Source organism: Streptomyces sp. R28, from assembly GCF_041052385.1.
GTDB lineage: Bacteria > Actinomycetota > Actinomycetes > Streptomycetales > Streptomycetaceae > Streptomyces.
The window spans coordinates 7,237,107-7,258,687 of sequence record NZ_CP163439.1; the positions used below are offsets into that span (position 1 = coordinate 7,237,107).

At 70.1% G+C, this 21,581-nt stretch carries 21 protein-coding genes; 10 read left to right on the forward strand and 11 right to left on the reverse strand.

All coding sequences use genetic code 11. From position 1 onward, the window contains the following. The first annotated feature begins 39 nt into the window (after positions 1-39). Together AB5J49_RS32640 and AB5J49_RS32645 are read left to right on the forward strand one after the other, a co-directional pair. Complete coding sequence (locus tag AB5J49_RS32640; protein WP_369172449.1) at positions 40-1,065, forward strand: ATP-dependent 6-phosphofructokinase; 1,026 nt, start codon at positions 40-42, stop codon at positions 1,063-1,065. 18 nt (positions 1,066-1,083) lie between these two features. Next, entirely contained in the window at positions 1,084-1,377 is a 294-nt protein-coding gene (locus AB5J49_RS32645; protein ID WP_369175341.1) for a DUF3500 domain-containing protein, read from the forward strand. A 45-nt stretch (positions 1,378-1,422) separates the two neighbouring features. Here the strand turns inward: AB5J49_RS32645 and AB5J49_RS32650 are convergent, their stop codons facing one another. The 6 genes from AB5J49_RS32650 to AB5J49_RS32675 all read right to left on the reverse strand — a co-directional run bounded on the left by AB5J49_RS32650 (position 1,423) and on the right by AB5J49_RS32675 (position 8,778). Then, the gene (locus tag AB5J49_RS32650) at positions 1,423-2,046 is read right to left on the reverse strand and encodes an XRE family transcriptional regulator (RefSeq protein ID WP_369175343.1); all 624 of its coding nucleotides are present in this window, start codon (positions 2,044-2,046) and stop codon (positions 1,423-1,425) included. A 511-nt stretch (positions 2,047-2,557) separates the two neighbouring features. After that, positions 2,558-3,412: a carbohydrate ABC transporter permease gene (locus tag AB5J49_RS32655; protein ID WP_369172450.1), complete on the reverse strand. Its 855-nt coding sequence runs from the start codon at positions 3,410-3,412 to the stop codon at positions 2,558-2,560. Between the two features lie 5 nt (positions 3,413-3,417). Next, complete coding sequence (locus tag AB5J49_RS32660) at positions 3,418-4,341, reverse strand: carbohydrate ABC transporter permease (protein ID WP_369172451.1); 924 nt, start codon at positions 4,339-4,341, stop codon at positions 3,418-3,420. Between the two features lie 25 nt (positions 4,342-4,366). Then, positions 4,367-5,749 carry an extracellular solute-binding protein gene (locus AB5J49_RS32665; RefSeq protein ID WP_369172452.1) on the reverse strand — a complete coding sequence of 461 codons (1,383 nt, stop codon included), beginning with the start codon at positions 5,747-5,749 and terminating at the stop codon, positions 4,367-4,369. Positions 5,750-5,819: 70 nt separating this feature from the next. After that, entirely contained in the window at positions 5,820-7,715 is a 1,896-nt protein-coding gene (locus tag AB5J49_RS32670) for a tetratricopeptide repeat protein (protein ID WP_369172453.1), read from the reverse strand. Between the two features lie 163 nt (positions 7,716-7,878). After that, the gene (locus AB5J49_RS32675) at positions 7,879-8,778 is read right to left on the reverse strand and encodes a 5'-methylthioadenosine/S-adenosylhomocysteine nucleosidase (RefSeq protein WP_369172454.1); all 900 of its coding nucleotides are present in this window, start codon (positions 8,776-8,778) and stop codon (positions 7,879-7,881) included. A 70-nt stretch (positions 8,779-8,848) separates the two neighbouring features. On the opposite strand from AB5J49_RS32675, the gene AB5J49_RS32680 reads away from it, so the two are divergent. Next, on the forward strand, positions 8,849-9,409 hold the full coding sequence (locus AB5J49_RS32680) for a hypothetical protein (RefSeq protein WP_369175344.1): 561 nt from the start codon (positions 8,849-8,851) through the stop codon (positions 9,407-9,409). 1 nt (position 9,410) lies between these two features. Here the strand turns inward: AB5J49_RS32680 and AB5J49_RS32685 are convergent, their stop codons facing one another. From AB5J49_RS32685 to AB5J49_RS32700, 4 genes are all read right to left on the reverse strand, one after another. Then, positions 9,411-10,109, reverse strand: a complete 699-nt coding sequence (locus tag AB5J49_RS32685; RefSeq protein ID WP_369172455.1) for a response regulator — start codon at positions 10,107-10,109, stop codon at positions 9,411-9,413. Further along, positions 10,106-11,854 (reverse strand): ATP-binding protein, encoded by a 1,749-nt coding sequence (locus tag AB5J49_RS32690; RefSeq protein ID WP_369172456.1) that lies wholly within the window; start codon positions 11,852-11,854, stop codon positions 10,106-10,108. Before AB5J49_RS32690 ends, AB5J49_RS32685 begins: the two co-directional genes overlap by 4 nt. 114 nt (positions 11,855-11,968) lie before the next feature. Further along, entirely contained in the window at positions 11,969-12,865 is an 897-nt protein-coding gene (locus AB5J49_RS32695; RefSeq protein ID WP_369172457.1) for an RNA polymerase sigma-70 factor, read from the reverse strand. 30 nt (positions 12,866-12,895) lie between these two features. Beyond that, positions 12,896-14,119, reverse strand: coding sequence for an NAD(P)/FAD-dependent oxidoreductase (locus AB5J49_RS32700; RefSeq protein WP_369172458.1), 1,224 nt, complete (start codon positions 14,117-14,119; stop codon positions 12,896-12,898). A 308-nt stretch (positions 14,120-14,427) separates the two neighbouring features. On the opposite strand from AB5J49_RS32700, the gene AB5J49_RS32705 reads away from it, so the two are divergent. From AB5J49_RS32705 to AB5J49_RS32715, 3 genes are all read left to right on the forward strand, one after another. Then, on the forward strand, positions 14,428-15,813 hold the full coding sequence (locus tag AB5J49_RS32705; RefSeq protein ID WP_369172459.1) for a cation:dicarboxylase symporter family transporter: 1,386 nt from the start codon (positions 14,428-14,430) through the stop codon (positions 15,811-15,813). A gap of 277 nt (positions 15,814-16,090) precedes the next feature. Beyond that, a complete protein-coding gene (locus AB5J49_RS32710) occupies positions 16,091-16,567 on the forward strand; it encodes a hypothetical protein (protein ID WP_369172460.1) in 477 nt (158 codons plus the stop codon). Positions 16,568-16,580: 13 nt separating this feature from the next. Beyond that, the gene (locus tag AB5J49_RS32715) at positions 16,581-16,874 is read left to right on the forward strand and encodes a hypothetical protein (protein WP_369172461.1); all 294 of its coding nucleotides are present in this window, start codon (positions 16,581-16,583) and stop codon (positions 16,872-16,874) included. Positions 16,875-16,934: 60 nt separating this feature from the next. On the opposite strand, the gene AB5J49_RS32720 is transcribed toward AB5J49_RS32715, so the two are convergent. Further along, positions 16,935-17,846, reverse strand: a complete 912-nt coding sequence (locus tag AB5J49_RS32720; RefSeq protein ID WP_369172462.1) for an NAD-dependent epimerase/dehydratase family protein — start codon at positions 17,844-17,846, stop codon at positions 16,935-16,937. A 45-nt stretch (positions 17,847-17,891) separates the two neighbouring features. Here AB5J49_RS32720 and AB5J49_RS32725 point away from each other — a divergent pair, with 45 nt between their 5' ends. The 4 genes from AB5J49_RS32725 to AB5J49_RS32740 all read left to right on the forward strand — a co-directional run bounded on the left by AB5J49_RS32725 (position 17,892) and on the right by AB5J49_RS32740 (position 21,560). After that, the gene (locus AB5J49_RS32725; RefSeq protein ID WP_369172463.1) at positions 17,892-18,410 is read left to right on the forward strand and encodes an Lrp/AsnC family transcriptional regulator; all 519 of its coding nucleotides are present in this window, start codon (positions 17,892-17,894) and stop codon (positions 18,408-18,410) included. A gap of 29 nt (positions 18,411-18,439) precedes the next feature. Then, positions 18,440-18,826 carry a MerR family transcriptional regulator gene (locus AB5J49_RS32730; protein ID WP_369172464.1) on the forward strand — a complete coding sequence of 129 codons (387 nt, stop codon included), beginning with the start codon at positions 18,440-18,442 and terminating at the stop codon, positions 18,824-18,826. Further along, the gene (locus AB5J49_RS32735) at positions 18,823-19,155 is read left to right on the forward strand and encodes a thioredoxin family protein (RefSeq protein WP_369172465.1); all 333 of its coding nucleotides are present in this window, start codon (positions 18,823-18,825) and stop codon (positions 19,153-19,155) included. Before AB5J49_RS32730 ends, AB5J49_RS32735 begins: the two co-directional genes overlap by 4 nt. A gap of 179 nt (positions 19,156-19,334) precedes the next feature. Beyond that, a complete protein-coding gene (locus AB5J49_RS32740) occupies positions 19,335-21,560 on the forward strand; it encodes an ATP-dependent DNA helicase (RefSeq protein ID WP_369172466.1) in 2,226 nt (741 codons plus the stop codon). Positions 21,561-21,581 lie beyond the last annotated feature (21 nt).

Genomic DNA, 21,581 nt, shown 5'->3' on the forward strand with positions numbered 1-21,581 from the left:
GGCTCACCGGTATCAACAGCGAGCAGGAGACACAGCACGATGCGTATCGGAGTTCTCACCGCAGGCGGCGACTGCCCCGGCCTGAACGCCGTGATCCGGTCGGTCGTGCACCGAGCCGTCGCGCAGTACGGCGACGAGGTGATCGGATTCGAGGACGGGTACGCGGGCCTGCTGGACGGCCACTACCGCAGCCTCGACCTGGAGGCGGTCAGCGGCATCCTGGCCCGCGGCGGCACCATCCTCGGCTCGTCGAGGCTGGAGCGCGACCGGCTGCGCGAGGCCTGCGACAACGCCCCCGACATCGCGCGCGAGTTCGGAATCGACGCACTGATCCCGATCGGCGGCGAGGGCACCCTGACGGCGGCGCGCATGCTGTCGGACGCGGGCCTGCCGGTGGTGGGCGTCCCGAAGACGATCGACAACGACATCTCGTCGACGGACCGGACGTTCGGCTTCGACACGGCGGTCGGTGTCGCCACGGAGGCCATGGACCGCCTGAAGACGACGGCGGAGTCCCACCAGCGGGTGATGGTCGTGGAGGTCATGGGCCGCCACGCGGGCTGGATCGCGCTGGAGTCCGGCATGGCGGCGGGTGCGCACGGCATCTGCCTCCCGGAGCGCCCGTTCGACCCGGCCGACCTCGTGAAGATGGTCGAGGAGCGCTTCGCGCGCGGCAAGAAGTTCGCGGTGATCTGCGTCGCCGAGGGCGCCCATCCCGCCGAGGGCACCATGGACTACGGCAAGGGCGCGATCGACCAGTACGGCCACGAGCGCTTCCAGGGCATCGGTACGGCGCTGGCGTTCGAGCTGGAGCGCCGGCTCGGCAAGGAGGCCAAGCCGGTCATCCTCGGCCACGTGCAGCGTGGCGGCGTGCCCACGGCGTACGACCGCGTCCTCGCCACCCGCTTCGGCTGGCACGCGGTGGAGGCCGCGCACCGGGGCGAGTTCGGCAGGATGACCGCGCTGCGCGGGACCGACGTGGTGATGGTGCCGCTGGCGGAGGCGGTGACCGAGCTGAAGACGGTGCCGAAGGATCGGATGGACGAGGCGGAGTCGGTGTTCTAGACCGGTCTTCCAGCACCGATTCACAGTCGTCCCCGAGGGGAACGCAAGGGCGTCCGGATGGGCGACCTCACCGACGAGCGGCGTGACCTCGGCTTCGCGCTGCTCGCCGCGGCCCTGTCCGCGGACGGGCTCACCCAGTCCCGCAACATCACGAAGCTCAACGCGTACCTGGGCGAGTACAACGGCGGCGGCAGGGAGACCCGCACCGAGCGCCACCACCTGGCGATCAACTACTTCGTCCTGGGCGACCAGGTCGTCATGACGCCGACGTTCGGACGCCGTACGGCAACGACTACGGGATCGACCTGCTGAAGCTGCACCTGGAGACCGACCACTGAGGAATCGGGGTGGGAGGGTTCAGGCGGGACTACCCCCGACCGTCGTCCAGAAGCGCTCCACGATCCGGTCCAGGAACTCGCGGCCGGCCGCGCTGGAGTCACTGCCGCCGCCGCCCCAGCTGAGGGTGGCGGTCATCTGCCCCTGGTAGTCCTGGTGCAGCTCCTGGAGGACGTTCTCCAGCAGGCGCCGGTCCAGGGGCACCATCTTGCCGACCGGCCGTACGTACGCCTGCCATCGCGTCGAGACGGCACTGCGCAGCAGCTCGCCGAGCTTCGCGTCCCGGCCGGTGACGGTGATGAAGTCCGGGAGGGTGAGGCCGAGGACGTCGGCGAGGGCGGCGGACTGGCGGTCGGTGCCGTGCCAGTCGTCGCTCTCCTCCATGCGGAGATACGCGACGAGCTCGTGCCCGACGGTACGGGCCACGTCCTCGGGCGCCAGCCCCCGGGCGATGCGGTGCTCGCGCAGCGTCCGCGGCTTGCCGAGCAGCTCACTGGGCGAGCACCACAGCACGCCCGCGAGCGCGGTGAGCTCGCTGCTGTTGGGGGCGGTGAGCTCGCGTTCCCAGGCGACGACGAGGTCCTCGGTGACGTAGGGGAGTCCGTACGAGGCGCGCATGCCGTAGGCGACGTGTTCGGGCCCCATGTTGAGGCCGGCACGCAGGCGGCGGGCGGCGGGGGCGTTGAACGGGGGAGTGGGTGGGTTCCGGTGGCTCGAGCGGTTGGGGGGCTGGTTCGGCTGGGCTGGGGGTCGGCGCACGGGGCACAACGTAGGCCGGGTGGAGTGGGGTGACTACGGTCTGTTCGGCCAGGATTACGGATTGTAGGAAGCTACGGCTACTGGCGGGTTCGGCGCTGGGGGGTGATCGCCTGGGGAGCGTGCGGACAGGGGCGCGGGTGCTGCCGAGGTGGCTCGATGATGGCTGCGGCGGGTGGTGGCATTCGGTGAATGGCAAGGTCAGTGGGCATATTCGCGGCGGGTTGTGCGGTGCCGATCTTGTTGTGCGTTACGGGGCGGGTGCTGCTGGAATGTCGCGGCGGTCGGTTGTGCGGGCGGATGTCGAAATTGAGTGCGCCATGGTCGACGGTGGATCGACCGCCCGAAGACAGGCCGTACGCGGCTCAATCCCGACGCTCCACCGCGCTCGCCGGTCGGCTCACCCCTTGACCGCCCCGCCCAACGCGAATCCCCCGCCCAACCGCCGAGACACCAGCACATAAAGCAAGATCACCGGCGTCGAGTAAATGATCGAAAACGCCGCCAGCTGCCCGTACACCACAGTTCCCCGGTTCCCGAAGAACTCGTTGATGCTCACGGCAGCCGGCATCTGGTCCGGCGTGAGCAGCAGCATGAAGGGCACGAAGAAGTTGCCCCACATCATCACGAACGAGAACACCGTCACCACCGCCACGCCCGGCCCCATCAGCGGCAGCACGACCCGCAGCAGCGACTGGAGCGACGACGCGCCGTCCGTCCAGGCCGCTTCCTCCAGCTCCTTCGGCACCCCGTCCATGAAGTTCTTCATCAGCCAGATGGCGAACGGCAGTTGAGAGGCGGCGAAGAAGAAGATCGTGCCCTGCATGGTGTCGATCAGGTTCACCCGCACGAACAGGGCGTACACCGGGACCATGATCGCCGTGATCGGCAGGCTCGTCGCGAACAGGACCGTGAGCAGGAACGGGCGGTTCAAGCGCGACCGGAACCGCGACAGCGGGTAGGCGGCCAGCGCCGCGCACGCCACCGTCAGGGCCGTTCCGCCGCCGCACAGGAGCAGGCTGTTGAGCAGGGGTGTGAAGGTGATGTCCGGGGTCAGGACCGCGTCGAAGTTGTCCAGGGTCACGCCGTCGGGGAGCTTCACCTGGAGGTTCGCGTTCGTGTCCAGGGAGGAGAGGATCACCCAGGCGAGCGGGAGCACGAAGGCCGCGGCCACCGCCAGTAGGCCGGCGTCGGCGGCCAGGCGGTGGGTGGTGCGCCGGGAAGAGGGGGTGCGGGAGGAGAGCGTGCGGGGCATGGGTGTCAGACCTCCGTTCGCAGCAGACGCAGGTAGACCACCGAGAACAACGAGCCCACCACCAACAGCAGCAGGGCGACCGCCGTGCCGTAGCCGATCATGCTCTTCTGGAACGCCTCCTCGTACATGAAGAGCGGGAGCGTCTGGCTCTTGCCGCCCGGGCCACCCCTCGTCATCACCCAGATCAGGCCGAAGACGGACAGGGTCTGCAGGGTGATGAGCATGAGGTTCGTGCCGATGGAGCGCCGGATCATCGGCAGCGTGATGTGCCACATACGACGCCAGCCGCCCGCGCCGTCGACCTCGGCCGCCTCGGTGATCTCCTTGGGGATCTCGTTCAGGGCCGCCGAGTAGACCAGCATGGAGAAGGCCGTGCCCCGCCAGACGTTCGCGAAGGACACCGCCAGGATCGGGAGGGTGAACAGCCAGTTCTGGGTGGGGAGTCCGAGCCAGCCCAGGATGGCGTTCAGGGTTCCCTCGCGCCGGAAGAAGGCGTAGAGGAGGAAGCCGGCGACGACCTCGGGCAGGACCCACGCCGTGATGACGATGCCGCCCACCAGGGTCCGTACGGGCTTCGACGCGCGCTGCATCAGAGCGGCCAGGGCCAGGCCCAGGGTGTTCTGCCCGAGCAGGGCGGAGACGACGGTGAAGACGAGGGTGAGCCAGACCGCGTTGAGGAACGCCTCGTCACCGAACGCCGTACGGAAGTTGTCGAAGCCGACGAACGAGTCCTCGGCCTGGCCGGTGAGCTGGAGGTCGGTGAAGGCGATGTAGGCGCAGTAGGCGATGGGGCCGGCGAGGAAGAGGAGCAGCAGGACGACGGCCGGGGTGACCGGGAGGGCGCGGCTGAGGGAACGGGTGGGGGCGTGGTTGAGGGACCGGTTGAGGGAACGGGTGGGGGCGTGGTTGAGGGACCGGGCCCGCGTCATACGCGGGAGCCCGTCTCGGCAGTGCTCATTTCTCGATCACCTGGTCGTCCGCCGCCGCCTTCAGCTCCTCGTCGTACCCCTTCGCCGCGTCCTCGACCGACATGTCGCCCGTCGTCACGCCCTCCATCGCCTCCTGGACGGCGGTGGAGACCTTCGGGTACGCCGGGTAGGCGGGGCGGTAGTGGGTGCTCGCGACGAGGTCCGTGAAGAACTTGATGCCGGGTTGGGCGGTGACGTACGACGGGTCCTTCGCCACGTCCTTGCGTACCGCGATGCCGGAGTTGGCGACGTACCACTTCTGGGCGTTCGCCTTCGTCTGCATCGTCTTGACGAACTCGAAGGCGAGGTCGGGGTTGGCCGCCTTGGCCGGGACGGACCAGGTCCAGCCGCCGGACATGCTCACCTTGCCGGGGGCCTGGCCGTTCTGGGTGGGCATGGCCGCGAGGCCGAGTTCGTCGGACCACTGCGGCCATGCGTGGCCGCTGCCCGGCAGCCAGTCCTGCGGGAGCCAGGAGCCGTCGAGGGCGATGGCGAGCTTGCCCTGCGGGAGCCACTCGCCGCGGACGCGGGTCATGACGTTGGGGTCGAGGGCGTCGGAGACGTCGGGGCCGAGTTTCTCCTTGTAGAGGGTCTCCACGAAGGTGAGGGCGTCCTTGAAACCTTGGCTACCGGTGATCCACTTCTTGGCGGACCTGTCGTACAGCGGGTCGTCTGTCGTGGTGCCGCCCGTGGTGCCGTAGAGCAGCATCTCGAAGGTCTGCATGGTGGCGGCCTCACCGACGGGCTTGCCCGTGTAGACGTTCAGGGGGATGACGTCGGGGGCTTTCCGCTTGATGGTGCGGGCGGCGTCGAGGACGTCGTTCCAGGTCCTCGGCTGCCAGTCGGCGGGCAGGCCGGCCTTCTCGAAGATGTCCTTGCTGAACCACAGGCCCCGGGTGTCGGTGCCGTCCGGGATGCCGTACGTCTTGCCGTCCTCGCCCTTGGCCGCTTCCTTGGCCGTGTCGATGAACTGGTTCCAGTCCTGCCACTTGGCCAGGTACGGATCGAGGGGTTTCAAGTACCCGCTGGTGATGTCCGAGTTGATGAGGAAGGTGTCCTCGTAGACCAGGTCGGGGGCGGTCTTGGGGGAGCGGAGCATCTGCTGGAGCTTGGTGTAGTACTCCGAGTCCGGGGCCTTGATGGGGACGAACTCGACCTTCTTGCCCGGGTTCGCCTTCTCGAACTGCTTCTTGATGTCCGCGAGGTAGGTGTCCATCACCTTGATGGAGTTGTCCGTGGACTGTTTGAAGGAGACCTTGATGGTGTCGGGGTCGCTGCCGGAACCGCTGCCGCAGGCGGTGAGGGTGGCTGCGGCGGCGAGGGAGAGGGCGAGGAGTGCGGGGAGGGTGGCGGTGGGGCGCACGGGCATGACCTCCTGCGGGCTCACTTCGGTGTGGCGCGGGGGTGGCTGCCTGGTGAACGTAGGTGGAGTGGTCTAGTCAGGTCAATGCGTCTGCGCGGGATTGGGCATCGTTGGCGCGGTCGGGGGCATTGGCTTGGGTGAAGGCGGCGGCGGCCCGGAGCCAGGTGGCGCGGGCTTCGGCGGGACGATCGGTGTCCTCATGGATGCGGGCCAGGTTCCCCAAGGTCAGACCCGATCCGTACCAGTCCTCGAACTCACCGCAGATTTCCAGGTCCTTGGCGTAGGCCTCGATCGCCTCCTCGACCCGGCCCGCGTGCCGCAGGGCGATTCCGAGGTTGTTCCACGCCTTTCCCTCGCCGTGACGGTCTCCGACAGCCTGGCACAGCGCGCGATCGTGGATGTGGGCGTCGATCGCCTCCTCCACCCGCCCTGCCTCCCGCAGAGCGATTCCGAGGTTGTTCCACGCTCCGCTCTCCCCGTGAGGGTCCCCGGCGGCCCGGCACAGGTCGCGGCCGCGGATGTGGGCGTCGATCGCCTCCTCCACCCGGCCTGCCTCCTGGAGGGCGATTCCGAGACCGTCCCACGCCAGACCCTCCCAGTGGCTGTGCCCGTCGGTCCGATGGAGATCACGTGCGTGGGTGTAGGCGGCGATCGCCTCCTCCACCTGGCCGGCCTCTCGCAGGGCGTTTCCGAGGTTGGTCAACGCCGCACCCTCGTAGAAACGGTTCCCGATGCGGGGGGCCGTCTCCCGAGCGGTACGGGCGGCTGTGAGCCAGTCATGCAGAAACCGCCGCCATTCGAGGTATTCCGCCAAATGAAAGGCCAGTTGCACCGCCCTGTCCGCGTACCTGTCCTCGCGCGCCCACTGCACGGCGGCCACCAGTCCAGCCCGTTCGCTGTCCAGCCATGCCAGCGCCTTCGCCCGGTTGGTGAACCGCTGCGGCTCCGGCGCGCCTGGTAGCCACCGCAGTCGGTCATCAGCCGCATCCGCCCACCGGCAGTAGAACGCCAGCAGCCGCTCCCGAGCTGCATCTCCCTCCTCCTTGAAGACCGTGTCTCCCGCCACCACCCGCATCCCGAACGCCCGCACCAAGTCATGCAACCGCCACCGCACATCCCCACCCGGTACCGGGGTCACGAGACCGGCGGAGGCCAAATCCTCCAGCCGCCCCAAGGTGTCATCCGTCTCCCGGTCGGTCAGGGCAGCCACGGCCTCCGCGCTCGTGTCGGTGCCGGGAGCCAGGGCCAGCAGACGCAGCAACCGGGCCTGCTCGGGCGGCAGACGGCGATACGAGGTCTCCAGCACAGGGCGGAGGGCGAGCGAGCGGCCGTACAGATCCGTGCCTGCACTGCCGTTGTCCAGGACGGCGGTCGGGTCCTCGGCCTCCTTGATCTCGGCCACCAGCGAGGCGATGTCACGGTGCCGACGCCGACGGAGCATTGCGCCGGCGATCTGAAGAGCAAGGGGCAAGTGACCGCACAAGTCGGCCAGTTCGCGCAACGCGTGCGGTTCCCGCGCCGGGCGGTCGTCCCGTTCGTCGGCGTCGTGGAGGGCCCGGGTCACGAGGGCAGCGGAGTCGTCCGGAGTGAGTGTCTCAAGGTCGATGAGGCGGACGGGGAGGGCGTCCGGGCGGTTGCGGGAGGTGATCAACACCCGGTGACGGTCCGTGCCGGGGAGGAGGGGGAGGAATTGGGACGGATCCGAGGCGTTGTCCAGGATCAGCAGCGTCCGGTCCTGTCGTTCGGCGAGGATCTCGCGGTAGGTGTCGTACTGACGGACGGTCGTTTGCGGCAAGTCACTGCCCTGCACTCCCAGTGCGTCGAGCAGTGCCAGCACCGCCTGATCTCCGGTTACCGGATCGTCGTCGTACCCCCGCAGATCCACGAACAGCGTCCCGCTGGGAAACCACCCCTGCGCACAAGCCCGATGCGCCGCCTCCACCGCCAACGCCGTCTTGCCGATGCCACCCATCCCCGTGACAGCGAAGATGAGCACAGGAAGCGCGGCCGAAGCCCCCGCATCAGGCGCGAGCTGTGCAAGCAACCGCTCCAGCTCAGCCGACCGCCCCGTGAACCCCGGAGGCCGTGGCGGCAGCGTGGCGCTCGCGCGCGGAACCGGTCCGTGGACGGTCCCCCTACCGCTGCCCTCCGGACCGCTGCCCTCCGGTCTGCTTGCCGACGACAGGTCCGTAGAACGTCCCGCCCCGAAAGTCGATGTGATCGCCCCCGTAATGGGGCCCCTCCTCGGAGCCGGAGGAGGCAGCGGAGCCGGAGGAGGCTGTGGAACCGGAGGACCCGGAACCCCCGCCCCGCGGCCGGTGCTTCCGCAGTACCGCCACCGCCACCGAAGCCGCCTGCGCGGCCGCCCGTGCTTGCGAGCCGGACGCGTCAGCCCTGCTCTTCGCGGTGTTGGCCCGGTCGCTGATCCCCCGGATCACCAAAGCGTCCAACTGGCCGTTCAGATGGGCCGCGTGGGCCGCGCCGGAACCCTCCATCTCGATCGCCGCGGCATCGTTGTAGTGCTCGCGGAGATGCTTGGCGATCTCCGACCTGGCGTCCGCCAGGACCACGTCACCCGCGGCGATCGGCTTGAAGTGCGCACGCCCCTCCGCCATGTCCCGTACGGCGGAACGGGCGGCCTGCACCAGTGCGTTCGAGCCCGGCCACGCTTCGGGGCGGACGAGGAAGCCCTTGGCCGTCTGCTTGCCGCCATGGATGCCGTACACCTTCGTGCCCACTACGACATCACCGACCCCGATGTCCTCCTTGAGGCTGCCCGCCACCCCGACGAAGAGCACGGCTTGCGGATTCAGCCAGGAGACGATCTGTGTCGTGACAGTGGCGGCGTTCACCGGGCCCTCGCCCACTTCGGCGATCGCCACGGTCCAGTCCGTACCCTCCAGGCGGCCGCGCTCGACGCGGGTTCCGTGCTTGTCGTGGACGAGTTCCTCACGGTCCACGATGTGCGACCGCACCGCGGCGTATTCGAGCGCGAGCGCGGTGAGGACGACAACGCTGGGAGAGGTCTCTGGCACCCCCTTAAGGTACTGCCAAGTGACCGGCGCAGGCGGGTCGTTGGCCACCCGAGGGAAGGGGATCGTCGCCATGGCCGGGACGGAGTCAGAGGTGACCGTCGGGCAGTTACTGCTCGCCGAGTACCAGAGTGTGAAGGACGAGCAGAAGGCGCGGATCGGGTTCCGGGACAATCTGCTGTACGTCACCCTCGCGGTCGTCGCCGCGGTCATCGCCGCGGCGGCGCAGGCCAAGCAGACGTCGATGCTGCTGGCGTTGCCGCCGGTGTGTGTCGTGCTCGGGTGGACCTATCTGGTCAACGACGAGAAGATCTCGGCGATCGGGACGTATGTGCGGGGCGAGCTGGGGCCTCGGCTCGCGCAACTCGCCGGTGCCGAGGGCGCCTTCGGATGGGAGAACTTCCACCGCGGGGACACCAGGAGGGTGGCGCGCAAGGCCGTGCAGCTCGTGGTCGACCTGCTCGCCTTCTGTGTCGTACCGCTGAGCGCGCTCGTCGTGTACTGGGCCGGGGGTGGGACCTCGCCGGGGCTCGTGATCCTCTCCGTGGGCGAGGCGGTCGCGGTGGCGGCGCTGGGCTGGTACTTCGTCGGGTACGCGCTGCCCTTCGGTACGGCGGACGGCGGGCGGCAGTGACTCAACGGCGCTCGCCGCGCACCCATCGGTACACCAGCTCCGGCCTCCCGACCTGCCCGTAGACCGGCTTCCGCTCCGCTCGGCCCGCCTCCACCAGGTGCTCCAGGTATCGCCGGGCCGTGATCCGGGAGATCCCCACCGCTTCGGCGACCCCGGCCGCCGTGAGGCCCTCCTCGGCCTCCCGCACGGCCCCGGTCACCCGCTCCAGCGTCGGCCCGCTCAACCCCTTCGGCAGTGCCGCCGGGCCCGGCGCCCGCAACGCCGCCAACGCCCGGTCCACCTCGTCCTGCCCACTCGCCTCCCCGACCGCCGCGTGGAACTCGGCGTACCGCACCAGCCGATCCCGAAGGGTCGCGAACGTAAAAGGCTTCAGCACGTACTGCACGACCCCCAGCGACACCCCCTCGCGCACCACGGCCAGGTCCCGTGCCGACGTCACCGCGATCACGTCGGCGTGGTGCCCGGCCGCCCGCAGCGACCGTGCCAGTTGCAGCCCGTGCACATCCGGCAGGTGCAGGTCCAGCAGCAGCAGGTCCACCGGCGTCCGCTCCAGTGCGCGCCGCGCCTCCGCGCCCGTGTGCGCCTTGCCGACCGCGACGAATCCCGGCACCCGGCCCACGTACATCACGTGCGCGTCCGCGGCGACCGGATCGTCCTCCACGACCAGGACGCGAATCGCCTGCTCGGCCGCCCCCGTCATATGTCACCTCTCGAAACCACGGCGCCCTCGGAACCCCGCACGGGCTCGGCCTGCCGCGTAGGCCTGCCGTCCGGCACGGGTTCGGCACCTGGTGGGAGTTCGGCGCCCGGCGAGGCCCCGGCACCCGGCAGGTGCTTCACACCCTCTCCCAACGGCAACCGCACCTCGAACTCCGCCCCACCCCCGGCAGCCTCCGCCACCGACAGGGTCCCGTCGTGCCGATGCGCCGCCTGCCGTACCAGCGCCAGCCCCAGCCCTCGCCCGCCCGGCCCGGCCGGCTTCGTCGAGAAGCCGCGTTCGAACACCGCTTCCACGTGCGCGGGGTCCACCCCGGCCCCCGTGTCCGACACGCGCAGCACCAGCTCCGCGCCCTCCGTGTACGCCGTCACCGTCACCCGCCCCCGTACGCTTCCCTGCGCGGCGTCCACGGCGTTGTCGATCAGGTTGCCGAGGATCGTCACCAGATCCCGGGCCGGCAGGGAGGGCGGCAGCAGGTTGTCGTCCAGTCGGCTGTCCTCCGACACGACGAGTTCGACGCCCCGCTCGTTGGCCTGCGCCGTCTTGCCCAGCAGCAGCGCCGCCAGGACCGGCTCACTCACCGCCGCGACGACCTGGTCCGTCAGGGCCTGCGCCAGCTCCAGCTCGGCGGTCGCGAACTCCACCGCCTCCTCGGCGCGTCCGAGTTCGATCAGCGAGACGACCGTGTGCAGACGGTTCGCCGCCTCGTGCGCCTGCGACCGCAGCGCCTGGGTGAAGCCCCGTTCGGAGTCCAACTCGCCCATCAGGGACTGGAGTTCGGTCACGTCCCGCAAGGTCACCACTGTTCCGCGCCGCTCACCGCCCGACACGGGGGACGTGTTCACCACCAGCACGCCCTGCGCCGTCAGATGCACCTCGTCGACCCGCGGCTCGGACGCCAGCAGCGCCCCGGTCAGCGGTGCGGGCAGGCCCAGGTCCGCGACCGACTGCCCCACCACATCGCCGCCCACCCCGAGCAGTTCCCGCCCGCCGTCATTGATCAGTGCCACCCGGTACTGCCCGTCCAGCATCAGCAGCCCCTCGCGCACCGCGTGCAGCGCGGCCTGGTGGTAGTCGTGCATCCGGCTCAGCTCGGCCGCGTTCATGCCGTGGGTGTGGCGGCGCAGGCGGGCGTTGATGACGTACGTGCCGATCGCGCCCAGGGCGAGCGCGCCCGCCGCGACCCCGAGCAGGGCCGTCAGCTGGTCCTGCACCCGCTTGCTGATCTCCTCGACCCTGATGCCCGAGCTGACCAGCCCGACGATGTCCTTCGGGGCCGTACCACCGTCGTATATCGGCACGACCGCGCGCACGGACGCGCCCAGCGTGCCGGTGTACGTCTCGGTGAACGCCTCGCCTCGCAGGGCGCGCTCCGTGTGGCCGCGGAAGTGCTGGCCGATCTGGTCCTCGTCGGGGTGCGTCCAGCGGATCCCCTGGGGGTTCATGATCGTGACGAAGTCGACGCCGGTGTGGTGCTGGACGCGCAGCGCGTACGGCTGGAGGTCGGTCGTCGGGTCGGCGGAGCGGATCGCCTGCCGTACGGACGGGGCGTCGGCGATCGACTGGGCCACCGCCATGGCCTGGCGGCGCGCCGCGTCCTCGGCCTGGCCGCGGTCGCTGACGTAGGTGAACACCGCGTACCCGGCGACGAGCACCGCTATCAGCACGGCCTGCATGGCGAAGAGCTGGCCGGCCAGGCTGCGGGGCCTCGGGACGGAGATGCGCATGCCGTCAGTCTGCCCCATGGCCGATTTTGACCGCTCCCCCCTGTGGACAACCCCTTCAACCCCTTGCCCCTGTGGACGGGAGCACCGCTCGAGCGGTGCTCGCCGTGTGCATCCTCACCGCAGGGTGAGCGGGGTCTCCGATTCGACGCGGGTCAGCTTCTCGGGGTTGCGGACGTAATAGAGGCCGGTGATGCGGGCGTCCTCGAGGCGGATCGCCATGACACCGTCGATCTCGCCGTCCAGGCGCAGAACGAGTGCCGGGCTGCCGTTGACCTCGGTGAGGCCGCTGGTGAGCGTCGCTTCCTGCTTGCCCGCGCCGCCGATGATGAAGCGGGCCCCCTTGTCGGCGCCGACCACCGGCCGCGGTGCCGCCTGCTTGACGCCGCCGCCGTCGCTCACCAGGACGACCTCGGGGGCGAGCACGTCGAGGAAGCCCTGCAGGTCCCCGGTGGCGAGCGCGTGCTGGAACGACTCCAGGGCCGCCCGGGTCGCGCTCGCGGAGACCGCCGCGCGAGGGCGGCGCGCGTCGACGTGCCGGCGGGCGCGGTGCGCGATCTGGCGGACGGCCGCGGGGCTCTTGTCGACGGCGACCGCGATCTCGTCGTAGTCGACCTCGAAGACCTCACGCAGTACGAAGACGGCGCGCTCCGTCGGGGAGAGTGTCTCGAGGACCAGCATCAGCGCCATCGACACGCTCTCCGCGAGCTCGACGTCCTGGGCCACGTCCGGCGCGGTGAGCAGCGGCTCGGGCAGCCAGGGGCCGACGTAGGCCTCCTTGCGGCGCGTCATCGTGCGCAGCCGGTTGAGCGACTGGCGGGTCGTGATCCGGACCAGGTAGGCGCGCTGGTCGCGCACCTGCTCCGGGTCGACCTCGACCCACCGCAGCCAGGTCTCCTGCAGGACGTCCTCGGCGTCGGCCGCCGAGCCGAGCATCTCGTACGCGACGGTGAAGAGCAGGTTGCGGTGGGCGACGAAGGCTTCGGTCGCCTGATCGGTGGCGTGATCACTCATGCCCGGTTCTCTCCCCTGTTCGTGGGCGGGCTAGGCCACGTGTTCGACGGCGGGGGTCTCGCCCGCAGCCGTGGCCCGGGTCTCGCCCGCGGCCCGCAGCAGTTCCTGACGCTTGGCACCTCCCGAGACGCGGTGCAGGCGGTAGGAACCGGGCTTGCTCGACTCCGCGGCCAGATGCTTGACGATGCCCTGGCAGACGAATTCCTTGAGCCTCGCGCCGGGGCGGCCGTCGATGTGGAACCACAGCGCGACGTCGTACCGGTGGGCGAACTGGAAGATGCCGGCGTCGCGGCCCAGGCTGATGCACTGCCCGGCGAACACCTGGTTGAGGGCGGCGGGCTGCTCACCCGCGATCCGGCTGAGCACCGTGTCGGCGGCCCGCGCGCCCAGCGGTATCGCGGCCTGGCAGCTCATCCGCAACGGCAGGCCCGACGGCGCCGCCGAGTCCCCGGCCGCGACGATGCGCGGGTCGTCCACGCTGGTCAGCGTCTCGTCGGTGAGCAGACGGCCCAGGGCGTCGGTGCTCAGCCCGCTCCGCGCGGCCAGGTCCGGCACGCCGAAGCCGGCGGTCCAGATGGTCACCTCGCTCGGCAGCGTACGGCCGCCACGGAGCCGTACGGCATCCCGTGTCACGGCCGTCACCTTCGCGTCGGGGCCCTCAAGGACGGTCACACCGAGTTCGGCCATCCGCCTGGCGACCGAGCGCCGCCCCCGCGCGTGCAGATACGGGCCGAGCACCCCGCCGCAGACCAGGGTCACGGTACGGCCGGCCTCCGCCAGCTCGGTGGCCGTCTCGATACCGGTGGGCCCGGCTCCGACGACCGTCACCGGGGCCTGCGCGGACGCGGCGGCCAGGACCGGCCGCAGCCGCTGCGCCTCCTCCAGGCCGGCGATCGGGTAGGCGAACTCGGCCGCGCCGGGCACGCCCGGGTCGGCGCTGCCACTGCCCACCGCGTAGATCAGGTGGTCGTAGCCGACCGTGCCGCCGGTCGCCAGTGTCACGCTGCGCTCGGCCGCGTCGATCCGCGTCACGCTGTCGACCACCAGCCGGACGTCCTCGGCCAGGACCTCCCGGTAGTCGACGACCGCGTCGTCGGACCCTCCCACCAGCTGGTGCAGGCGGATCCGGTGGACGAAGGTCGAGCGCGGGTTGATCAGGGTCACGGTCACGTCGCCGCGCTGAGTCAGGCGATTGGCCGCCATGACACCCGCGTATCCGCCGCCGACGACGATGACGTTGCTGTTCTCGGTCATGGTGTCTCCTCCGGTTCCAGGGGTTCGGCCTCAAGACACCGCGTCCTCGTCCGCTGTGACAGGACGTGACCCAGATCACTCCACTGGGCCCGGCGATGACACCCGAACGTCCCGCGCGCCGCTGCCGTGTAAGCGCGCGGTGAACTAAATGAACGGAAGGGTGACCGCCCTCACACGGCAGGGGATAGTCGCCGCATCGCTGGAGTACGACCCCCGCTCCCCGGGGCGCGCTTCCCCGTCAGCGAACCCCCACCCCGGACGTGAGCCGCACGCCGGTGATACCGACGAAGACGTCAAGGAGGGCAGCCGTGGCCGCCGCCAAATCCCCCGATACGGCACCTGCCGCACCCGTCGCCAAGCGGGACCGCACGCACTACCTCTACATCGCGGTGATCATCGCGGTGGCCCTCGGTATCACCGTGGGCCTGGTCGCGCCCGACTTCGCGGTCGAGCTGAAGCCCATCGGAGCGGGCTTCGTCAACCTGATCAAGATGATGATCTCGCCGATCATCTTCTGCACGATCGTCCTGGGTATCGGCTCGGTACGGAAGGCCACCAAGGTCGGTGCCGTCGGCGGTATCGCGCTGGGCTACTTCCTCGTGATGTCGCTGGTCGCCCTCGGTATCGGTCTCGTCGTCGGCAACATCCTGGAGCCGGGCACGGGTCTGCACATCACCGACGCCATCAAGGACGCCGGTCACCAGCAGGTCGACTCGGAGGCCAAGGACACCACCGAGTTCCTGCTCAGCCTCATCCCGACCACGATGGTCTCCGCCTTCACCTCGGAGACGGTCCTGCAGACCCTGCTCATCGCCCTGCTGGCCGGCTTCGCGCTGCAGGCCATGGGCTCGGCCGGACAGCCGATCCTGCGTGGTGTGGAGCACATCCAGCGGCTCGTCTTCCGCATCCTGGCCATGGTGATGTGGGCCGCCCCCGTCGGTGCCTTCGGCGCCATCGCCGCCGTCACCGGGTCCGCCGGCGTCGACGCGCTCAAGAAGCTCGCCATCCTGATGCTCGGCTTCTACGTCACCTGCTTCCTCTTCGTCTTCATCGTGCTCGGCGCCCTGCTGCGCATCGTCTCCGGCCTCAACATCTTCACGCTGTTCAAGTACCTGGGCCGCGAGTTCCTGCTGATCCTGTCCACCTCCTCCTCGGAGTCCGCGCTGCCGCGGCTCGTCGCGAAGATGGAGCACCTGGGTGTCAGCAAGCCGGTGGTCGGCATCACCGTCCCGACCGGCTACTCCTTCAACCTCGACGGCACCATGATCTACATGACCATGTCGTCACTCTTCATCGCCGACGCCATGGGTACGCCGATGTCCATCGGTGAGCAGATCCCGCTGCTGCTCTTCCTGCTGGTCGCCTCCAAGGGCGCCGCCGGTGTCACCGGTGCGGGTCTGGCCACGCTGGCCGGTGGTCTGCAGTCGCACAAGCCGGCCCTGGTGGACGGCATCGGCCTCATCGTCGGCATCGACCGCTTCATGAGCGAGGCCCGTGCTCTGACGAACTTCGCGGGCAACGCCGTGGCCACCGTCCTGATCGGCACCTGGACCAAGGAGATCGACCGCGGGCGCGTCGACCAGGTGCTCGCCGGTCAGATCCCGTTCGACGAGGCGACCCTCCAGGACGACGGCCACGGCGCCCCGGCCGAGGCGTCGGAACAGGGCGACGAGAAGGAACTCGCCAAGGCGTAGGCGCTCCGCGGGGGCCCTGCGGCCCCTCCTCACTCCGGACGTCCGGCCCCACCTGAACCGGGGCCGGGCGTCCGGCCGGCACACTCCGGGCGGCTGGGATGCTCACCCGTCTCTCAGCCGCCAGGTCAAAATCCCGTCAGGCGCACGGCAACTGCCGTGCGCCTGACGGCATTACCGGAAGATTGCGTTCCCTTACCCGTCCTTGCCCAACCCCGGTTGATCTTCGGTACCTCTCCACCGGTGACCGTCAAGGACACAGAGGAAGTCCGGGGAACCCATGGACAAAGTTCGCAAGGCATTGATCGGCACGGCCACCGGGGCCGTGCTCCTCACGGCCGGCGTGGCTCCGGCCCAGGCGGCCACGGGGGCGGCCCAGCCGTCCGCTGGGCGTGGCTACAGGAGCATCGCCGGCGTGTGCGGTTCGCTGCTGGCCACCGGTGTCAGCGTCTCCTCGCTGGGGAAGACCCTCGCCTCCAAGGGCGCGGGCTGGGTGGGGGCGATCGTCTCCGCGGGCTGCCTGGTGAAGGACGCCAAGGAGTACAGCAGGGCCTTCAACGCCACCCCGGCGGGCATCGCGAGGCTGAAGAAGATCCAGGCGAAGTACCACAACTACACCTTCGAGCACTTCATGAAGGACTTCGGCTGCGAGTGGAAGGCGAACCCGCCCGGTGGCGGCACGGACCCCGCTCCGGCCGTCGTGGCCAACAGCACCAGGGAGGCCGGGCACTGGGACTGCAGCTCGGCCGGCGACTGAGCGGAGGGTTCTCGTGGACATCACCCTGGCACTCGTGCTGGTCGTCGCCGAACTGGCGGTGCTGACCGGTGGGTACCTCGACGCACAGGCACACACGCGGCCGAGCAGGGGCGTGCGCGTCACTCGGGCACTCGTCCCGCTGCTCGCCGTGGCGGCGGCCGTGGCGCTGATGCCGGATCCCGTCTGGAAGGTGGCGGTGGCTCTCGTCACGCCGGCGCTGGTGAAGGCCACCGACCAGTTGACACGCCACCTCGGGGCCCCGGCCCCGGCCCCGGGCGGCGGTGAGCCGGCCGGCCGGCCGCGCTGAGACCGGCGAGCGGTTCGGGACTCGCCGGGACCCTGGGGGCCAAGCGTGCGGCAACGCACGTCAGTCGGCCTTTCCCAGGGTCTCGGCGACCGCCTTCGGGAGCCACTGCCGGGCGGGCGTGAAGCGGAAACCCAGCCGGGTGGCACGGGAGTTGTCCATGCCGTAGGAGCGGGTGAAGGACAGCGGGGAGACCTCGCCGACCTCGACCTGCCGGAAGACGGCCTTGCCGTCCGGGAGGTGCGCGGCGATCGCGTCGCACAGGTCCTCGGTGGTCAGCAGGCCGTGCGAGGCGGCGTTGACCGGCCCCGTGAAGTCCTGGCCCACCGCCCAGAACAGGAAGTCGGCGATCTCCTCGACATGGATGTACGTCGCCGGGTGGTTCACCACCGGCACGGCGATCGGCGCACCGGCGCGGATGCGGCTCGCGTAGTGCGCCATACGGCCCGTGAAGTCGTCGTCCCCGCCCAGCACATGGGCGACACGCACCGCCGCGTACGGGAGGTCGGGTGCGGCGGCGAAGACCGCCTCCGCCTGCCGCTTTCCCTCGCCGTAGTGGGCGTCGAGGAACTCCGGGTCGTCCCAGGGGAGTTCGAGATCGACGGCCACGCCCAGCGGATCCATGTCCCCCTCGCGCACGGGGGCGATCGAGTCCTCGTACTCGTACACCTCCACCGTCGACGTCAGCACGTAACGACGCGTGCGGCCGGTGAAGACCCGGCGGGCGATCTCCGCCTGGCGCGGTGTGTAGCAGACCTGGTCGACCACGGCGTCGAACGTCCGTGAACCCAGCGCCGCCGTCAGGGACTTCTCGTCGCTGCGGTCGGCGACGAGATGGACCGCGCCCGGCGGCGGCGCCGACGAGCCGCGATTGAGAACCGTCACCCGGTCCCCGGCGAGCAGCAGTCGCGCGATCAGCCGCTTGCCGAAATAGCGGTTGCCGCCGATGACCAGTACCTCTCGTGCCTTTCGCATGACCATAATTCTCCTGGCCCCGCACCGCGTTCTGAAGGGGAAGACATGGGAGATCAGGCCGCCGTGCCGAAAGAACCACGGCATCTGCGCCCGGCCGCCGACGAAACATCGGTGGCCTTCGACGCCCTGGACCGGCAGATCCTCGAACTGCTCCAGACCGACGGCCGGATCAAGCTGAGCGAGCTGGGCCGCCGCGTGCGACTCAGCCCGGCAGCCGTCACCGAGCGCGTACGGCGACTGGAGGCGGCGGGCGCGATCACGGGGTACGGCGCCCATGTCACCCCCGCCCGGCTCGGCTACGGCATCCAGGCCTTCATCCGGGTCAACCCGCACGGCGGCTACACCCTCAAGCACCCCCGCACCCTGGAGCTGCTCGACCGCCCGGAGATCATCGAGGTCCACCACGTCGTCGGCGAGGACTGCTGGATCCTCAAGGTCGCCGTCGAGGACACCGTCCACCTGGAGGACGTCCTCGAACAGACCTCGGCGCTGGGCCGGACGACGACATCGATCGTGCTGTCCTCCCCGGTGCGCAGAAAGCCCCTGCTGCCGCGGTTGCCCTGACGTCGGCGTCAAGGATTACGTTCGTACGCATGCGAATCGGCGAGCTGGCCGCACGGGCCGGGACCACGACGCGCACGTTGCGCTACTACGAGTCGCGAGGGCTGCTGCCCGCGCGGCGCAGCGGCAACGGCTACCGGACCTACGACGAGAGCGACCTGACGCTGCTCCGGCAGATCCGCACGCTCCAGGACTTCGGGTTCGACCTGGAGGAGACGCGGCCGTTCGTGGAGTGTCTGCGGGCCGGGCACCCGGAAGGCGACACGTGCCCCGCCTCGCTCGCGGTCTACCGGCGCAAGCTGGACGAACTCGACGCGTTGATCGGGGAGTTGCAGGCCGTGCGCGCCAAGATCGGCCTGCGGCTGGCGCTCGCCGAGGGGGAACCACCGTTGTGCGAACTGGGAGGGCAGGAGCTGTGATCAAGGCGGCGGGCGTGGCAGAGGTGACGGACGAGGACTTCGAAGCGGAGGTGATCGGCTCCGAACTGCCGGTGCTGGTGCAGTTCACGGCCGAGTGGTGCGGCCCGTGCCGCCAGCTCGCGCCGGTGCTGAGCGCCATCGCCGGCGAGGAGGGCGACCGGCTGAGGATCGTCCAGCTGGACGTGGACCGCAATCCGGGCACCACGATCGCGTACGGCGTGCTGTCGACGCCCACGCTGATGGTGTTCCGGGGCGGTGAGCCCGTGAAGTCGATGGTGGGGGCACGGCCCAAGCGCAGGCTCCTGGAGGAGCTCGCCGACGTGCTGTGACCCACTTCGGGTACAAAGAAATCCCCCGGGCAATTGCGCCCGGGGGATTTCTTTGCGTATATTCAATGGTTCGCGACTTCGAGTCGGATTGGGCCCGACGAAGTCGCGGTGAAGTCCAGTGAGCACACTATATCCGGGCGGGAGCAGAATTGTCAAACACCGAATTGCAAGACGGTGAAATGCGACGCGAGCAGGAATTCATCGACTCCCTGTACACGCGCGTGGACGCGCTGCGCGGCGACACCGAGACCTCCGTCGGGGACGCGCTCGCCCAGGGCAACACGCCCATGCAGGCCCGACTGGAGCGGGACATCCTCGTCGCCGAGCGCTCGGGGCTGCTCGCCGCGCTGAACGCGGTGGACGGTTCGCTCTGCTTCGGCCGGATCGACCTCGCCTCGGGCGTCAGCCACCACATCGGCCGCATCGGCCTGCGCACCGACGACGCCGAGCGCACGCCGATCCTGATCGACTGGCGGGCCGACGTCGCCCGCCCCTTCTACCTGGCCACCGGCCACACCCCGATGGGCATCAGGCGCAGACGGCACATCACCACCAGCGGCCGTACGGTCACCGCTCTGCACGACGAGATCCTCGACCTGGGCGACCAGGAGCGGACCGGCCACGAGGACCCGACCGGCGACGCCGTGCTGCTCGCCGCGCTCGACTCCGCGCGCACCGGCCGGATGAGCGACATCGTGCAGACCATCCAGGCCGAGCAGGACGAGATCATCCGGGCCCCGCACCGCGGCGTGCTCGTCGTCGAGGGCGGCCCCGGCACCGGCAAGACGGCCGTCGCGCTGCACCGCGCCGCGTATCTGCTGTACGAGTACCGGGAACTGCTCGCCAAGCGCGCGGTCCTCATCGTCGGCCCCAACCCCGCCTTCCTCGGCTACATCGGCGAGGTCCTGCCCTCGCTCGGCGAGACCGGTGTCCTGCTGGCCACGGTCGGCGAGCTGTTCCCCGGCGTGCGGGCCACAGCGACGGACAGCCGGGAGGCGGCCGCGGTCAAGGGCCGCGCCGACATGGCCGACGTACTCGCCGAGGTCGTCCGCGACTGGCAGTCGCTGCCGGACCCGGTGATCGCGATCGAGCACGAACGCGAAATCCTGATGCTCGACGACGACCTGGTGAAGGTGGCCCGCGAGCGCACCCGGGACACGGGGCTCCCACACAACGTGGCCCGCGAGTACTTCGAGGGCCACATCCTCAACACACTCACCGAGCTGTACGCCGAGCGCGTCGGCACCGACCCGTACGACGGCTCCAGCCTCCTCGACCCCAGCGACGTCACCCAGATCCGTGACGAGCTCGCCGAGAACCCCGAGGTCTGGGCCGCCATCGACCAGCTGTGGCCGCGTCTGACGCCGCAGCGCTTGGTCGCGGACTTCCTCGCCGACCCCGTGGGCTACCTCCCCGATGAGGACGTGGGCGCGATCCGCCGGCCCGTGACGCGGGCGTGGACGGTGGCGGACGTACCGCTCCTCGACGAGGCGGCCGAACTCCTCGGCGAGGACGACCGGCTGGCCCGGGCCCGCGCGGACCGCGAGCGCGCGACGCAGGTGGCGTACGCGCAGGGCGTGCTGGACGTCTCGTTCGCGTCCCGCACCTATGAGTTCGAGGACAAGGAGGACAGCGATCCCGACGGCTCCGAGGTGCTGTCCGCGCACGACATCATCGACGCCGAGCGCTTCGCCGAACGTCACGAGGAGGACGACCACCGCAGCGCCGCCGAGCGTGCGGCGGCCGACCGCACCTGGGCGTTCGGGCACATCATCGTGGACGAGGCGCAGGAGCTGTCGCCGATGGCATGGCGGCTGCTCATGCGGCGCAGCCCGACCCGCTCAATGACCCTGGTCGGCGACCCGGCCCAGACCGCCGAGGCGGCCGGTGTCGGCTCCTGGGCGGGCATCCTGGAGCCGTACGTCGAGGACCGCTGGGACCACACCCGCCTCGGCGTCAACTACCGCACCCCGGCCGAGATCATGGAACTGGCGGCGGCGGTGGTCCGCGCCCAGAACCCTGACTTCGAGCCCCCGAGTTCCGTCCGCTCGACCGGCGTACGGCCCTGGGTGCGCGCCACCGACGACCTGGCCGGCGCGGTGGCCAAGGCGGTCGAGGAGCTGACCCCGGCGGAGGGCCGGCTGGCGGTCATCGCCCCACGCCATCTGCACCGGAAACTGGCGGCCCGACTGGACGGGGTCACGGAGGGCGCCGAGCCCGACCTCACGCGGAGCGTGGTCCTCCTCGACCCGCGTCAGTCGAAGGGGCTGGAATTCGACTCCGTGCTGGTGGTGGAGCCGGGGCTGTACGGCACGAGTGACTTGTACGTGGCGCTGACCCGGGCCACGCAGAGGCTGGGGATCCTCCACACGGGCCACCTGCCGAAGGCACTGACCACCGCCTGAACAAACGCCGGAGGGGCTGAA

Excerpts from the sequence above, each read along its gene's own strand:
- AB5J49_RS32640 (WP_369172449.1), top strand. The coding sequence starts at position 40 with ATGCGTATCGGAGTTCTCACCGCAGGCGGCGACTGCCCCGGCCTGAAC.
- AB5J49_RS32650 (WP_369175343.1), bottom strand. The coding sequence starts at position 2,046 with ATGGGGCCCGAACACGTCGCCTACGGCATGCGCGCCTCGTACGGACTC.
- AB5J49_RS32655 (WP_369172450.1), bottom strand. The coding sequence starts at position 3,412 with ATGCCCCGCACGCTCTCCTCCCGCACCCCCTCTTCCCGGCGCACCACC.
- AB5J49_RS32660 (WP_369172451.1), bottom strand. The coding sequence starts at position 4,341 with ATGACGCGGGCCCGGTCCCTCAACCACGCCCCCACCCGTTCCCTCAAC.
- AB5J49_RS32665 (WP_369172452.1), bottom strand. The coding sequence starts at position 5,749 with ATGCCCGTGCGCCCCACCGCCACCCTCCCCGCACTCCTCGCCCTCTCC.
- AB5J49_RS32670 (WP_369172453.1), bottom strand. The coding sequence starts at position 7,715 with ATGGGTGGCATCGGCAAGACGGCGTTGGCGGTGGAGGCGGCGCATCGG.
- AB5J49_RS32680 (WP_369175344.1), top strand. The coding sequence starts at position 8,849 with ATGGCCGGGACGGAGTCAGAGGTGACCGTCGGGCAGTTACTGCTCGCC.
- AB5J49_RS32685 (WP_369172455.1), bottom strand. The coding sequence starts at position 10,109 with ATGACGGGGGCGGCCGAGCAGGCGATTCGCGTCCTGGTCGTGGAGGAC.
- AB5J49_RS32690 (WP_369172456.1), bottom strand. The coding sequence starts at position 11,854 with ATGCGCATCTCCGTCCCGAGGCCCCGCAGCCTGGCCGGCCAGCTCTTC.
- AB5J49_RS32695 (WP_369172457.1), bottom strand. The coding sequence starts at position 12,865 with ATGAGTGATCACGCCACCGATCAGGCGACCGAAGCCTTCGTCGCCCAC.
- AB5J49_RS32700 (WP_369172458.1), bottom strand. The coding sequence starts at position 14,119 with ATGACCGAGAACAGCAACGTCATCGTCGTCGGCGGCGGATACGCGGGT.
- AB5J49_RS32710 (WP_369172460.1), top strand. The coding sequence starts at position 16,091 with ATGGACAAAGTTCGCAAGGCATTGATCGGCACGGCCACCGGGGCCGTG.
- AB5J49_RS32720 (WP_369172462.1), bottom strand. The coding sequence starts at position 17,846 with ATGCGAAAGGCACGAGAGGTACTGGTCATCGGCGGCAACCGCTATTTC.
- AB5J49_RS32725 (WP_369172463.1), top strand. The coding sequence starts at position 17,892 with ATGGGAGATCAGGCCGCCGTGCCGAAAGAACCACGGCATCTGCGCCCG.
- AB5J49_RS32730 (WP_369172464.1), top strand. The coding sequence starts at position 18,440 with ATGCGAATCGGCGAGCTGGCCGCACGGGCCGGGACCACGACGCGCACG.
- AB5J49_RS32740 (WP_369172466.1), top strand. The coding sequence starts at position 19,335 with ATGCGACGCGAGCAGGAATTCATCGACTCCCTGTACACGCGCGTGGAC.